Source organism: Arthrobacter sp. CAN_A2, assembly GCF_015752045.1.
Taxonomy (GTDB): domain Bacteria; phylum Actinomycetota; class Actinomycetes; order Actinomycetales; family Micrococcaceae; genus Arthrobacter_D.
Genome location: NZ_JADOUS010000007.1, coordinates 199,238 through 213,760, shown reverse-complemented (window position 1 = coordinate 213,760; position 14,523 = coordinate 199,238). Strand labels below are relative to the sequence as shown.

Below are 14,523 nucleotides of genomic sequence, written 5' to 3'. Positions count from 1 at the left end.
CGGTTGGTCTCGCGTCCGATCCACAACGGATGGGCGCCCATCCTCACACTGCCTAACCCTGTCGATGAGGACGGACCGTTCGCACTACACATTCGACAGGGGCGGGGGAACCACTAGCGGACTCGATCACGGGTCCTAGGGGTAAAGACACGCGCAGACCAGTCCTGGGGACGATGGTCTGCAGGAAGCGTGTCCGGATGTCCCATCCGAACCCGACAGCTAACTTCGCAGGCATTGGGAAAGGCAACAACATGTCCAAGCAGAGCCATATCGCGCGCCACCGGGCCGTCCCCACGCGCATCAACCCCTTCATCACGGCGTCACGAGCCGTCTCCGCAAGCGCCTCCGTCGCCGGCAAGCCTGCCGCCGTCGTCGCCGTCGCTTCAGGGATCATGTTCGGCGCATCGCTCCCGGCGAACGCCGCAGGCGAGATCACCACCCAGCCGGCAGCAGCCTCCACCGCTGCCGCGGGCACCTACACCGTGCAGGCCGGCGACACGCTCGGCTCCATCGCGGCACTGCACGGCGTCGGCCTGGACGCGCTGTTCGCAGCCAACGGACTCGGTTACGCCTCGGTCATCTACCCCGGCCAGTCGATCTCCCTCGGCGGTTCCGCCGCTCCCGCGCAGTACTCCGCGCAGTCGGCCTCGATCGTCGCAGTGCCCGCCGCGGCACCCGCTCCGGTCGCAGCCCCCGCTGCTCCGGCCGCTCCGGCAGCCACCCCCGCGTACAGCTTCCAGTCCGTCGCTCCGGCGGCCGGCGGCGGCATCGTCGGAACGGCGATGCAGGGCGTGGGCTCGGGCTACGTGTACGGCGGAACCGCGTTCGGCGCCTGGGACTGCTCGGCGTTCGTGCAGTGGGCCTACGCCCAGAACGGCATCAGCCTGCCGCGCACCACCTGGGACCAGTTCGCTGCCCTGACGCCCACCAGCAACCCCCAGCCGGGTGACCTGGTGAGCCAGAACGGTGGCAGCCACGTGGGTATCTACCTCGGTGACGGCCAGATGGTCAGCGCCCTGAACGCCTCGCAGGGCACCCTGGTCCACTCGGTCAGCGCCATGTCGGTGGACGGGTACTACACCCGCTAGCTGAGTCCGTCGGCCGTACGGCCGGCGCCACCAGCAGGACGGTCGGAAGGACGGGATGCATCACGCATCCCGTCCTTCTGCGTTTTTGGCCGGGCAGGCGGCCGGCGCAGGGGGCCGGCACCCGGGGTGCGTGCGCGGAATGCGTCCGTTGCGCAGATGTGGCGGGTGTTCGACGGCACGACCCGCCACAGCTGCACCATCAGGCGCAGGAAGGGCAAGGCGGAAGCGGGCCTCAGCGGTAGTACGCCGCGAGGCGCTCGAGCCCCTCGTCGACGCTGACGGACGGACGCCAGTCGAGCACGCTGCGCGTGTGCCGCTGGTCGAACCAGTGCGCCGTCGACAGCTGCTCGGCCAGGAAGCGGGTCATGGGCGGCTCACCCGTCCTGCCGAGGCGGAGCCACGCGCGCTCGATCACGGACCCCGCTCCCCGGGCCACGGCTCCCGGAACGGACCGGCGGGGTGGCTCCACCCCGCCGGCACGGCAGATCCCGCCGAGCAGCTCGGCGATCGCGCGGGGCTCGCCATTGGTGACGACGAGCGCCTGGCCCTGCGCCGCGTCCATGCGCCGCAGGCACGCGACGATGGCCGACGCCGCATTGTCCACGTACGTCGTGTCGATCAGTGCGGTCCCGCCGTCGAGCAGCGGCAGGCGCCCGTGGCGCGCGCGCTCGATCACGCGTTCCACCAGCTGCGTGTCGCCGGGCCCCCACACGATGTGCGGCCGGACCGCAGCGACGCGGAACGCCGGCGTCGAACGGCCCAGGGCGAGCAGCTCGGCCGCGGCCTTGGTGCGGGCGTAGTCGCCGCGCGCGTGTGCCGGGTCCGCGCGGCCGGCGGGAGCGCCGACCAGCGACGAGCCGTCGTGCGCGACGGACGGCGAGGACACGTGCACGACGTCGGTGACGCCGGCCGCCCGGGCGGCGTCCAGCAGGATCCGGGTCCCGTCGATGTTGATGCTGTCGAACTCGGCAGGGGCGCCGGTGAAGGAGACCTTCGCCGCCAGATGGATCACGGCGCGGCAGCCCTGCACCGCGGCGGCGACGGCCACCGGATCCGTGATGGCCCCCAGGACGTCCTGCGCGCCGATGACGGTGGAGGGCCGACGCTGGAGACACCGGACGTCCTCACCGGCTGCGATGAGGTGCCCGGCGACGGCGCGCCCCAGCATCCCGCTCGCCCCCGTGACGAGGACGGTCACAGGGACCCTGCGCGGGCGCCGGAGAGGAAGCGGGCACACCACTCGGCGATGCGCGTGCGGTCGATCTTCGCGTTGTGCCGGATGTCCACGGGAAGGGCGGGGACCGCGATGACCGCAGCCAGGTCGACGCCGTGGCTCCGGGCGGCGGCCCGTGCGGCGTCCGCCAGCGGAGCATCGGCCAGGGCCGGGCGGCGCCCCGCGGCGTCGGCTTCGATGACGGCGACGACGGCCTGCGTACCTGCGGGACCGACCCCGACGAGGGCTGCCAGCCGGACGCCGTCGATCGTCTCCAGCGACTGTTCGAGGGCGACGGGCGTCAGGACGCCGGAGGCCGCCGTGATGATATGGCCAAGCCGGCCCTCGACCCAGAGGCGTCCGGCGGCGTCGAAGTGACCGACGTCCCCGGTGCGGTGCCACGGGGCAGTCCGTGTCGATTCCTGCTGCGTCTTCCACAGCCGGAAATAGCGGTCCTTGACGTGCGGAGCGTCGACGAGGATCTCGCCGGTCCGCCCCGGCGCCGTCGTGGCCTCGCCCGTCGCCGACCCGTTGCCGTCGAGTGGACTGACGGCCACTCGGGCGCCGTGCACGGGAAGCCCGACGCACACCCCGCCCCCTGCGCCGTCGAGACCGTCCTCCGCGGCGGCCGCGGCAGCGCGGATGCCCGCGAGGTCGATGTCGGCGACGAGGAGGGACTCCGTCATGCCGTAGGGGGTGTGCAGGGCGGCGGACGGCACGAGGTCCTGCACCGCTTCGAGGAGCGGCACGGGGATCGGTGCTCCCGCCGAGAGCAGCAGCGAGATCCGCCCCAGGGCCGTCCTGCCCTCGTCCGTCAGCGCGTCGGCGGTGGCGAGGACGTTGCGCAGGGCGGCCGGGGACGCGAAGACGACCGTCGCGTCGATCGCGTCCGCGGCGTCGGCCAGCGCCTGCGCGGTCAGGGTCCGTGGGGCCGTGACATCCATGGCCGGGGTGACCGACGTCGCGCCGAGTGCGGGTCCCAGCAGCGCGAAGGGCGCGAAGCCCGCGACGAGCGAGGCTCCCTCGCCCAGGCCCAGGGTGGCGGCGACGGCGTCCCGCATGGCGGAGAGCTGCCGGTGCGTGTAGACCACGCCCTTCGCCGGGCCCGTGGAGCCGGAGGTGAAGAGGATGGCGGCGTCGGCGTCGGCGTCGGGCGTTTCGGGGGCGGGTCCGGGCGGTGCGGCGCGCAGGTCGTTGAGCGAGGCTTCCACGCGCAGCGCCCGGCGCATTGCCGGGGGCAGGGGAGCAGCGCTGATCCGCCGCCCGGGCCACCCGAAGGCGCGGGCCGCGACGAGGGCGCGCTCGATGCCGATGACGACGTCGGGCGCCGACCCCTTCACGGCACGGCTGAGGCCGCGGGCGCCGAGGCCGGCGTCGGCCACGACGATCACGGCGCCGATGCGCAGGCACGCGTAGATGAGCACGGTCAGGTCCACGCCGGGCGGGACGAGGAGGCTCACCCGGCTGCCGGGACCGTAGCCGAGCGCGGTCAGTCCGGCGGCGACGGCGGCGACGTCGTCGGCGAGTTCCTGCCAGGAGAGGGTCCGCGCCGGGCCGGAGGGCTTCATCTCCGCGACAGCGGTCCGCGCGGCGTCCGGTCCGGCGGCCAGCTCGGTGAGTCGCCGGCCGAGCGGGACATGCGGCGCCCTGTCGGGGGCCGGGACGTCGTCGCGGGTCGGGACTCCGCTGTCGGCTGCGGGGTGTCCGACCGATCGTCCGGCCAGCCACTGCATGGCCGTCGACGCCGTGTCGGCGTCCTCCTGCACGAGGTGGCTCGCACGCTCGAAGCGGTGGACGTCGGCGTGGGGGAGGCGCCGTGCGAGGTCCTCCAGGTAGGGGTCCGAGAAGATCGGGTCGTGCGGCCCCCACATCATGAGGACGGGGACGCCGAGGCTGCGGATGCCCTCGGCGGTCCTGGTCAGGGCCGCGTAGCTGGGGTGCGAGGGATCCGCGGGGATATCCGACACGAAGTGCGTGATGCCCTGGCGATCGGCGGCCGTGCGGTACGGGTCACGGAAGGCGCGGCGCACGTCGGGGGCGAGGGCGGGCCGGGCGAGGGCCAGCGTCACGTCGAGGAACGCGCTCGTGGTCCGGGTGCCGAGGCCGTGGACGCCCGGGGCGAGGGCGAGCCTGAGCGGCGCCGGGATGGGCCGGTCCGGGTCCTGGTGGATGGCGGTGTTGGTGAGGATGGCCGCGGCCAGGTCCTCCCGGTTCCGGTCGGCGTAGCCGAGGCTGACGACGCCGCCCCAGTCGTGGCCCACGGTGACCACGGGGCCGGTGAGCCCGACGGCCGAGACGAAGTCCTCGAGGTCGGTGATGCGGTCGTCCAGCCGCCGGAACACGCCCGTCCGCTCGGAGTAGCCCATCTCGAGCTGGTCCACGGCGATGACGTGCCAGCCCGCTGCGCGACCGGCGGCGAGGTAGGTCCTCCAGAGGTAGGACCAGGTGGGGTTGCCGTGCACGCAGAGCAGCGTGCCCCGGATCGTGCCGCCCGCGAGGTCGGCGCCGTTGTCGAGGTAGTGCCAGCGGTGGGTGGTGCCGGGGCGGTCCGCCCCGCTGGTCGAGGGCACGTCGAGATACGTCGACCAGGAGGGGTCGACGCCGGGGAGTGCTACCACGCAATCTCCATCATCGAGGTGTTGAGGCCGGACCCGACGCCGAGGCACAGGACACGGTCCCCGGACCTCAGGGAAGCGCCCTCCTGGGCGAGGGTCATGGGCAGGGATGCGGGCCCTACGTTGCCCCAGTGGGGGAAGGTGATGGGGACCCGGTCGCGCTCGAGGTCGACGGCCTTGATGATCGCGTTCGTGTAGGAGTTGGAGACCTGGTGGGTGACGTAGCGGTCCATGGAGTCCCAGGCCCAGCCGTCCGCCTGCGCCTCGTGCCACGCGGTGACGACGAGTTCCAGGCCGCCGTCGAGCAGGCCCTTGGTGTCCGTGTACATGCCGTCGATCCCGCCGACGCAGAGTTCGTGGTGCTCGGTCCCGGCGCGGGACACCCCGCCGAGGATGCGGTGCGAGCCCGGGTGGAGGTCCGCGGGGCCGAGCACGGCGGCGGCCGCCCCCGAACCGAGCGTGAGGGTCGCGAATTCGCTCAGGAAGTCCTGGCGCGTCGAATCCTCCCGGTTGAGCCGCCGGAACGTGGCTTCCTGGGTCTTCTGGGCGTCCTCACCGGCGACGATCAGCGCGTACTTGATCTGCCCCGAATCGATCATGTTCGCGGCGAGGGTCATGCCGTTCACGAAGCCGAGGCAGGCGTTCGCCAGGTCGAAGTTCATGGCCGAGGAGGGGAGGCCGAGCGAGTGGTGGATCTTCACGGCGACCGACGGTTCGAGGTTGCGTCGCGTCACCGAGGTGTTGATCAGGAGGCCCACCTCACCCGGCTCGATGCCCGCCTCGGCCATCGCCTTGGCGCCGGCCTCGATCGCGGCGTCGTCGAAGTCGGAGCCGGGGGACCACCACCTGCGCTCGGTGACTCCTGCGACGCGCTCGAGGAGCCGCTTGGAGAGGCGCAGTCTCTTGAGGCTGGGGGCAAGCCGTTCGTCGAACTCTGCGGAACTGACGACTACCGGCGCCTCCACACTCGTGACGGCGAGCAAAGCCGTGTTGTCATGTCGGAAGGTCGCGTTACCGGTCAAATTTCCTGCCTCGTCAACTGATAGCGCCGGTCTGTGGCCGGGAAGGTACCCACGAGTGGGTCGGCCTGGACGCCTTCGGATACTGCTGAAACTTTCGTAAGCCTACTTGGTAATGCATCGGCGGTCACTCCGGAAGCGTCGGGGACCGCCGTCCTGGCTACCCGCTACCCGGTGCCGTCGGTGGACTCCGGTAGATTAGGGAGGTCCTACCCCATCTGGAGAGCCTGCCACCGTGCATCTGAAGAGTCTAACCGTGCGAGGGTTCAAGTCTTTCGCCTCGGCAACCACCTTCGACTTCGAGCCCGGCGTGACCGCCGTCGTCGGCCCCAACGGGTCCGGCAAGTCCAACGTCGTCGACGCGCTCGCCTGGGTCATGGGGGAGCAGGGGGCCAAGACGCTCCGCGGCGGCAGGATGGAGGACGTCATCTTCGCCGGGACGTCCGGCCGCGCGCCGCTCGGGCGGGCCCACGTATCCCTCACCATCGACAACACCGACGGCGCCCTGCCCATCGAGTTCTCCGAGGTGACGATCTCCCGCACGCTCTTCCGGTCGGGCGGGTCCGAGTACGCCATCAACGGCAAGAACTGCCGACTCCTCGACATCCAGGAACTCCTTTCCGACTCCGGGCTCGGCCGTGAGATGCACGTCATCATCGGCCAGGGGCAGCTCGACAAGGTGCTGCACGCCACCCCCGAGGAACGCCGGGGCTTCATCGAGGAGGCCGCGGGGATCCTCAAGCACCGTCGCCGGCGCGAGAAGACCGTGCGGAAGCTCGACGCGATGCAGACGAACCTCGCACGGCTGTCCGACCTAACGGGGGAGCTGCGCCGGCAGCTCACGCCGCTCGGGAAGCAGGCCGAGGTGGCCCGGCGCGCCCAGCAGGTCCAGTTCGCGGTGCGTGACGCGAGGTCGCGCCTGCTCGCCGCCGAGCTCGTCACCCTGCGCGCCGGATTCGAGCGGGACACCGCGGCCGAGGCCGCCCTGCAGGAACGCCGCGACGAGATCGAGACGCTGCTCGGCGCCCGCCGGGAGCGGCAGGCGGACCTCGAGCGGGCCGCAGCGGCCTCCGTCCCGGCGCTCAACCGGACACGTGAGGCCTGGTACGCGCTCTCCAGCGCCCGGGAGAAGCTCGCCGCCCTCGCAACGCGCGCCGAGGACCGCGGACACCTCCTCGGACAGGCGTCGGAACCGGACCAGGGACGCGACCCCGACCACCTCGACCGGCAGGCCGGGCGCGTGCGGGCGGAGGTCGCCGGCCTGGCGGAGGAAGTGGCGGTCCTCGGCCGTGCCCTCGAGGAGACCCTCACCGCCCGGCGCACCGCGGAAGAGGCCTCGACGGCCGAGGATGCGAGGCTCGCGCGCCTCCTGCGGGCCGCCGCGGACCGGCGCGAGGGCGATGCGCGGCTCGCGGGAGCCGTGGGTGCGGCACGTTCGCGCGTCGAGTCCGCGGTCGCCGAGCTCGGGCGCCTGCGCACGTCCATCACCGCGGCCGAGGAACGACGTCGGACGGCCGAGCACGACTTCCAGGCGCTCGAAGGCCGGGTCGCCGGGGACGAGGAGGGCGAGGAGGGCCTCGACGCCGATCACGAGGCGGCGTCGGACGTCCTCCGGTCCCTCACCCAGGACGTGGCCGCCCTCGTGGAGCAGGAGCGCGCCACGGAACGTGAGCGCGGTGCCCTGGCCGCGCGGCTCGAGGCGCAGCGTGAGGGCCTGCAGCAGCGCGACGGCTCCGCGGCCCTCCTCGCCGCCGGGCTCGACGGCGTGCTGGAGCCGCTCGCCCAGCTCCTGCACGTTGCCCCCGGTTTCGAGAAGGCAATCGTCGCCGCGCTCGCGGGCTCCGCCGACGCCGTCGCCGTCCGGAGCATCGCCGTGGCAGCGCGGGCGATCGACCTCATGAAGCACGACGACGCCGGGCAGGTCTCGCTCGTCGTCGCCTCCGGACCCGGGGCGACCAGCCGGCCGTCGAGGCCGGACGCGGGGCCGGAGCTCTCCGCCGCCGTCGTCCCCGCGCTGACCGTCGTGACCGCTCCGCCTGCCCTGCAGCCTGCCGTGGCCGCGCTGCTCGACGGCGTCGTGGTGGTCGCGGACCTCGAGGCGGCGCGCCGCGCCGTGGAGGACGGGACTGCGCCCCTGGCGGTCACGCACGACGGCGATGTCGTGTCCCGCCATACGGCGCGGGGCGGCGCACCGGGTGCGGCAGGCTCCCTCGAACTGCGGGCCGCCGCCGAGGGCACGGAGGAGAAGCTGGCCCGCACCGTCGCCGCTGCGGAACGCCTCAGGTTCAGCCTGGCCGCGGCACGGTCCGGCCGGCAGGCGGCGCAGCACCGCGTCGACGCCGCGCTCGCACGCCTGCACGAATCCGATGCCCGGATGGCCGCGGTCGCCGAGAAGCTCGGCCGGCTCCACGCTGAGTCGAGGTCCGCGGGCGGGGAGGCCGAGCGGCTGACGGTCCTGGTGCATGCCGCCGAGGCCAATCTCGCGCAGGAGGAGACCCGGCTGCAGGAGGCCGTCCAGCGGTTGACGGACCTTCAGGAGCAGCCCGAGGAGGCCGAGCCCTCGAGCGAGCACCGCGACGCCCTGCGGCGCGCCGCGGTGGAGTCGCGTCAGGCCGAACTGGAGGCCCGCCTCGCTCTGCGCAGCCGCGAGGAGCAGCTCGCCGCGCTCGGGAACCGGGCCGCAGCGCTCGAACGCGCCGCGCAGTCCGAACGCCGCGCACGCGAGCAGGCGGCGGAGAAGGCGAGGATCCGTCAGGTCCAGGCCGTCAGGGCTGCGGCGGTCGCCGCGGCAGCGCGCCGCGCGGAGCAGCAGGCCGCGCAGTCCGTGGCCGTCGCGGCGGACCAGCGCGACGCCGCCGAACAGTTGCGCGAGCAGCAGGACAGGGAGCTGCAGGAGGTCCGGGCGTCCACCGCGGCCCTCGGCGTCGAACTGGCACGGCTCACGGACTCTGTGCATCGGGACGAGCTCGCGCGCACGCAGCAGCGCCTCAGGATCGAGGCGCTCGAGAACCGCTCCATCGAGGACCTCGGCCTCACACCGGACCACCTCGTGGACGAGTTCGGTCCGCACCTGCCCGTGCCCGGGGACGTGGTGACGGAGGACAAGTGGGCGGCGCTGCGCGCGCCGGTCGACGACGACGGCACGCCGCTGCCGCAGGGCGTCCCGTTCGTGCGGGAGGAGCAGGAGAAGAGGCTGAAGCGCGCCGAACGGGACCTCGCCGCACTCGGCAGGGTGAACCCCCTCGCCCTCGAGGAGTTCGCGGCGCTCGAGGAGCGGCACCAGTTCCTGAGCACGCAGCTCGCCGACCTCAAGGCGACGCGCAAGGACCTGCTGGACATCATCCGGGAGGTCGACGAGCGGGTGGAGCAGGTCTTCACGGCTGCGTACCGGGACACCGCCGACCAGTTCGAGCGCGTCTTCGCGACCCTCTTCCCGGGCGGCGAGGGCAGGCTGGTGCTCACGGACCCGGCGGACATGCTCGCCACCGGGATCGAGGTCGAGGCCAGGCCCGCCGGCAAGCGGATCAAGCGGCTGTCACTGCTCTCCGGCGGTGAACGGTCGCTGACCGCCGTCGCGCTGCTGGTCGCGATCTTCAAGGCGCGTCCCTCGCCCTTCTACGTGATGGACGAGGTGGAGGCCGCCCTCGACGACACCAACCTCGGGCGGCTGATCACGATCTTCCAGGAACTGCGGAAGTCCAGCCAGCTGATCATCGTCACCCACCAGAAACGCACCATGGAGGTCGCCGACGCCCTCTACGGTGTGACGATGCGCGGCGACGGCGTGTCCACGGTCATCAGCCAGCGCATGGCGGCCGAGCGGGAGGACGCCCTCGGCTAGGACCCCGGGGTCCCCTGCTCCTCCGTGGACGGGCCGGAGCTGCGGCGGCCGGCCGGGTCGTCGCCGTCGGGGGCGGCCGCGGGGGTGCGGTCCGGACGGGACAGCGTCTCCCGGGACAGTGTCTCCCGGGACAGCGTCCAGACGACGGCGGCGAGAGCGGCCAGGACGCCGGTCACGGTGAAGGCGAGGGCGAAGGAGCCGAAGGGCAGCTGGTCGATGATGAGGCCGGCGAGGATCGGGCCGAGGATGGCTCCGAAGTCGGAGCTCATCTGGAAGGTCGCGAGGACCCTTCCGCCGCTGCGGTCGTTGCCGATGACGTCGGCCACCGCGGCCTGCTGTGCCGGATTGAGGAGGCCGGTGCCGATGCCCGCCACGACGCACAGGGCGAGGAACACCGGCACGTTCCCGGAGAAGCCGAGGGCGATCATCGCGGCCCCGTTCACGAGGAGCCCCGTGATCACGAGCGGCCGCCGGCCCAGCGAGTCGGCGAGCCCGCCGGACACCGTGAGGGCGAGCGCCGTCCCCGCTGCGAAGAAGGCGAGGGAGATGCCGGCGATCTCCGTACCCGCTCCGAGGACCGCGTCCGCGAACAGCGGCACCAGCGCCATCCGGACGCCGAAGGAGGACCAGCCGTTGGTGAAGCTGGACGCCAGCGCCGCCCGGTACCCGGAGTCCGTGAGCGCCTCACGGACCGTCAGTGCCGGCTTGCTGCGCGCCGCCTTGCGTTCCGAGAGCGAGGTGTCCTTCAGCTGGAAGAAGACGACCGCTGAGGCGACCAGCAGGGCTGCCGCGTAGACGAGGAACGGCACCCGCAGGCCGAACCGGGCGAGCAGGCCGCCCACGATCGGACCGCCGATGCTGCCGAGGAGGAACGCGGTGGCATACGCACCGGACACCCGGCCGCGGATGGCCGGCGGGGCGAGCCGCACGATCAGGCCCATCGCGGAGACCGTGAACATCGTCGAGCCGATACCGCCGAGGGCGCGGAAGACGAGGAGCTGCCAGTAGTCGGCGGCGAAGGCGCAGGCAGCGGTGGACAGGGCCACGATGAGCAGCCCGACGATATAGACGGGCCGTTCGCCGAGCCGCTCCACGAGGCGGCCACCCGCGGGCGCGAAGACGAGGCGCGTGAACGCGAACGCACTCACGATCACGGCCGACGCGGTGACCCCCACGTCGAAACTCTGCGCGAATTGCGGCAGGATCGGCGCCACGAGGCCGAACCCGATCGCGATGACGAACGCGGCCGCGATGAGGACCCGGATCTCCCGGGGGATCCGCTGCCGCTCCTCGACGGGTGTGGCGCCGTCTCCCGTCCGTCGTCCCGGGCGGGAGATCCGGAAGGGGGAGTTCTTGGGTATGCGAGGGAATCCGGCCATGGTCCTCGCATTCTGTCACTGCCTCGGGGCCGGGGCTCAATCCATGCCTGCAGGACCCATATGAGAAGGTGGATCAGTGAACGACATCCTCCTGCCTGTCATCTTCGTCATCCTCGCGCTCGCCGTGATCGGGTCGCTCGCGATCCTCCTCGTGCGCGGCAGACGGACCCCTCCCGGCATGTACTCCTCGCCCCGGGACCCCGATGACCAGGTGGAGGGCGGCGGGACGCACGGCGCCACGTCCACGGACGTCCTGGAGCGGCCGGACGGCCTGCCGACCGGGGTGCTCGTCCCGAACGACCTCAGCGGCCTGGAGGAGGCGCCCGCCCCGCGCCTGGACACCGTCGATCCCGTCCAGGGCCGGCTCGCCCGGTTGCGCGCCCGCCTGGTGCGGTCCAACAACGCCCTCGGCAAGGGCCTCCTCGCCCTCCTGTCCCGGGACAACATCGACGAGGATGTCTGGGACGAGGTGGAGGAGACCCTCCTCATGGCCGACCTCGGCACCGAGCCCACCATGGAACTCGTCGACGCGCTGCGCGAGCGCGTGAAGGTGACGGGCAGCCGCAACCCCGCCGAGGTCAGGGACATGCTCCGCGAGGAACTCGTGAAGCTCGTCGATCCCACGATGGACCGGTCCCTGGCCACCCAGCGCCACGCCGACCGTCCGGCCATCGTCATGGTGGTCGGCGTCAACGGAGTCGGCAAGACCACCACGGTCGGCAAGCTCGCGCGCGTGCTCGTCGCCGATGACAAGGACGTGCTCCTCGGCGCCGCGGACACGTTCCGCGCGGCCGCCGCCGAGCAGCTGGCCACCTGGGGTGCCCGTGTCGGCGTGCCGACGGTGAAGTCCGACGTCGACGGCGCCGATCCCGCGTCCGTCGCGTTCGAGGCGGTCAAGACCGGCATCGAGCAGGAGGTCGACGTCGTGCTCATCGACACCGCCGGGCGCCTGCAGAACAAGGTGGGCCTGATGGACGAGCTCGGCAAGGTCAAGCGCGTCATCGAGAAGCAGGGCACCGTGGACGAGGTGCTCCTCGTCCTGGACGCGACCACGGGCCAGAACGGCCTCAACCAGGCCCGCGTGTTCGCCGAGGTCGTGAACATCACCGGCATCGTCCTCACCAAGCTGGACGGGACCGCCAAGGGCGGCATCGTCGTCGCCATCCAGCGCAGCCTCGGTGTGCCCGTGAAGCTGATCGGGCTGGGCGAGGGTGCCGACGATCTCGCGCCGTTCGACGCCGAGGGATTCGTCGACGCCCTGCTCAGCTAGGACCGTCGGCGGGAGCGGGCTGCGAGCCGCTCCGCGTCAAGGCCCGGCGGGCCGGGAAACCTGCAGGAAACACGAGCGTCACAGGGTCTTTACTCCGACGCTCCGCCCGTAACCTGCGCGCAACACGATGCCCCCGGGACCGAAACACGGCCATCGCATTCTGGAGGAGCGGGAAGTCCCCGCACCTTTGGAAGGATCGTGTTTGATGGATCTGACAGCAGGCCACGTCTGGGTGATGATCTCAGCCGCCCTCGTACTTCTCATGACCCCCGGGCTCGCCTTCTTCTACGGCGGCATGACCCGCGCCAAGGCCGCCCTCAACATGATGATGATGAGCTTCATCGCCGTCGGACTCGTGGGGATCGTGTGGGTCCTCTGGGGCTACTCGATGACCGGCGGCGATGGTATCGCCCAGCTCTTCGGCAACCCGTTCACCTCGTTCGGCATGAGCGGGCTCATCGGCACCGAGGACCTCATCGGCGCCGGGTACGGCGCGACGTTCGCCATCATCACCGTGGCGCTGATCAGCGGTGCCATCGCCGACCGGGCGAAGTTCGGTGCCTGGGTGATCTTCGTCCCCATCTGGGTCACCCTGGTCTACTGCCCCCTCGCCTTCATGGTGTGGGGCGGCGGCCTCCTGAGCGCCGACGGCGCCGTCGGCGGCGCGGTCGGAGAAGCCGTCGACTTCGCGGGCGGCACCGTGGTGCACATCAGCGCCGGCGTGGCAGCCCTGGTCCTCGCCCTGATCCTCGGCAAGCGCCAGGGGTTCGGCAAGGACCCCGCACAGCGCCCGCACAACATCCCGTTCGTGATGCTCGGGGCCGCGCTCCTGTGGTTCGGCTGGTTCGGCTTCAACGGCGGCGCGGCCGGCTCGGCCGAGGAAGCGGGTCTGATCTGGGTCAACACCATGGCAGCCCCCGCGGCAGCTATGGTCGGCTGGCTCATGACCGAGCGCATCCGTGACGGACGCCCCACCTCGCTCGGCGCCGCGTCGGGCATCGTCGCCGGCCTCGTGGCCATCACCCCGGCCTGCGCGAACGTCAGCCCCGTCGGCGCCCTCTGCCTCGGCCTCGTCTCCGGCGCGGTCTGCGCCCTCGCGGTCGGCATCAAGTACCGGCTCGGGTTCGACGACTCGCTCGACGTCGTCGCCGTCCACCTCGTGGCCGGGATCGTCGGCACGCTGTCCCTCGGCTTCATCATGCTGCCCATCGAGGGTGAGGGTGGCGGCCTGCTCTACGGCGGCGGCGTCGGCCAGCTGGTCGCGCAGATCGTGGCCGCTGCGATCGCGATCGCCCTGTCCGCGGTCATGACCGCGATCATCGGCCTCGCCATCCACAAGACCATCGGCTTCCGGATCAGCTCGGACGACGAGGTGTCCGGCGTGGACCTCACCGAGCACGCGGAGACCGCCTACGAATTCGGCGGGCTGGGCGTGGGCGGATCCTTCCACCCGTTCGCCGAGCAGATGATCTCCCAGCAGGGCGCCAAGCACAGCACCAAGCAGAACTCCGCGCAGCAGGACGTCACGGAAGGCGTACATTCATGAAACTGGTCACAGCCATCGTCCGGCCCGACAAGCTCGACGGCGTCCGGGGAGCCCTGGAGAACTACGGGGTGCAGGGCCTCACCGTGAGCCAGGCGAGCGGCTACGGCCGCCAGCGCGGTCACACCGAGGTCTACCGCGGGGCCGAATACACCGTGGACCTCCTGCAGAAAGCGCGCGTCGAGGTCCTCGTCGCGGATGCGTGGGTGACCGACATCGTCGACGTCCTGGTCTCCACCGCCAACACCGGCCGCGCCGGGGACGGCAAGGTGTGGGTCATCCCGGTCGAGGAAGCCGTCCGCGTCCGCACCGGCGAACGCGGAGACGCGGCCCTGTAGGCAGCCCCGCACCTGAAGCACCGCCAAGAACGCCCGGCCGGGATATCCGGCCGGGCGTCCTGCTGTGCCGGCCCTCGACGGTCCTGCCCATCGACTCGTCCTAATCAGGGGGCATCCCGCGACATGCCACGCGACAAGCGCGAGTCGGTGGGCACACGGGTCCGTAGAAAGAGGAAGCCGGCCCCTTGCCCTTGCCCGAACAGCGGGACTACCCTTG

9 protein-coding genes and 1 riboswitch are annotated in these 14,523 nt (G+C 72.0%); of the genes, 5 read left to right on the top strand and 4 right to left on the bottom strand.

Features of this window, described 5'->3' with window-relative positions; all coding sequences use genetic code 11:
• Positions 1-41: 41 nt before the first annotated feature.
• Positions 42-249, top strand: a riboswitch (cyclic di-AMP (ydaO/yuaA leader).
• Between the two features lie 2 nt (positions 250-251).
• Positions 252-1,088, top strand: coding sequence for a C40 family peptidase (locus tag IWX63_RS11425; RefSeq protein WP_199278276.1), 837 nt, complete (start codon positions 252-254; stop codon positions 1,086-1,088).
• Between the two features lie 232 nt (positions 1,089-1,320).
• Here the strand turns inward: IWX63_RS11425 and IWX63_RS11420 are convergent, their stop codons facing one another.
• Genes IWX63_RS11420 through IWX63_RS11410 form a run of 3 tightly spaced genes read right to left on the bottom strand, consistent with a single transcriptional unit; the run spans position 1,321 to position 5,938 of the window.
• The gene (locus IWX63_RS11420; RefSeq protein WP_199278275.1) at positions 1,321-2,286 is read right to left on the bottom strand and encodes an NAD-dependent epimerase/dehydratase family protein; all 966 of its coding nucleotides are present in this window, start codon (positions 2,284-2,286) and stop codon (positions 1,321-1,323) included.
• Positions 2,283-4,919 carry an alpha/beta fold hydrolase gene (locus IWX63_RS11415; RefSeq protein ID WP_199278274.1) on the bottom strand — a complete coding sequence of 879 codons (2,637 nt, stop codon included), beginning with the start codon at positions 4,917-4,919 and terminating at the stop codon, positions 2,283-2,285. Before IWX63_RS11415 ends, IWX63_RS11420 begins: the two co-directional genes overlap by 4 nt.
• A complete protein-coding gene (locus tag IWX63_RS11410; RefSeq protein WP_199278273.1) occupies positions 4,913-5,938 on the bottom strand; it encodes a 3-oxoacyl-ACP synthase III in 1,026 nt (341 codons plus the stop codon). Before IWX63_RS11410 ends, IWX63_RS11415 begins: the two co-directional genes overlap by 7 nt.
• Before the next feature lie 232 nt (positions 5,939-6,170).
• Between IWX63_RS11410 and smc the strand changes: the two genes are divergently transcribed.
• Positions 6,171-9,776, top strand: a complete 3,606-nt coding sequence (gene smc, locus IWX63_RS11405; protein WP_199278272.1) for a chromosome segregation protein SMC — start codon at positions 6,171-6,173, stop codon at positions 9,774-9,776.
• On the opposite strand, the gene IWX63_RS11400 is transcribed toward smc, so the two are convergent.
• Complete coding sequence (locus IWX63_RS11400) at positions 9,773-11,155, bottom strand: MFS transporter (RefSeq protein ID WP_199278271.1); 1,383 nt, start codon at positions 11,153-11,155, stop codon at positions 9,773-9,775. The genes smc and IWX63_RS11400 overlap by 4 nt on opposite strands.
• 76 nt (positions 11,156-11,231) lie before the next feature.
• Between IWX63_RS11400 and ftsY the strand changes: the two genes are divergently transcribed.
• The 3 genes from ftsY to IWX63_RS11385 all read left to right on the top strand — a co-directional run bounded on the left by ftsY (position 11,232) and on the right by IWX63_RS11385 (position 14,306).
• A complete protein-coding gene (gene ftsY / locus IWX63_RS11395) occupies positions 11,232-12,425 on the top strand; it encodes a signal recognition particle-docking protein FtsY (RefSeq protein ID WP_199278270.1) in 1,194 nt (397 codons plus the stop codon).
• A 205-nt stretch (positions 12,426-12,630) separates the two neighbouring features.
• Entirely contained in the window at positions 12,631-13,971 is a 1,341-nt protein-coding gene (locus tag IWX63_RS11390; protein WP_199278269.1) for an ammonium transporter, read from the top strand.
• Positions 13,968-14,306, top strand: a complete 339-nt coding sequence (locus IWX63_RS11385; RefSeq protein ID WP_055773303.1) for a P-II family nitrogen regulator — start codon at positions 13,968-13,970, stop codon at positions 14,304-14,306. The genes IWX63_RS11390 and IWX63_RS11385 overlap by 4 nt, the downstream gene beginning before the upstream one ends.
• Positions 14,307-14,523 lie beyond the last annotated feature (217 nt).

What these genes read in the sequence shown, in the direction of transcription:
- IWX63_RS11425 (WP_199278276.1), top strand. Translation starts at nt 252, where the DNA reads ATGTCCAAGCAGAGCCATATCGCGCGCCACCGGGCCGTCCCCACGCGC.
- IWX63_RS11400 (WP_199278271.1), bottom strand. Translation starts at nt 11,155, where the DNA reads ATGGCCGGATTCCCTCGCATACCCAAGAACTCCCCCTTCCGGATCTCC.
- IWX63_RS11390 (WP_199278269.1), top strand. Translation starts at nt 12,631, where the DNA reads ATGGATCTGACAGCAGGCCACGTCTGGGTGATGATCTCAGCCGCCCTC.
- IWX63_RS11385 (WP_055773303.1), top strand. Translation starts at nt 13,968, where the DNA reads ATGAAACTGGTCACAGCCATCGTCCGGCCCGACAAGCTCGACGGCGTC.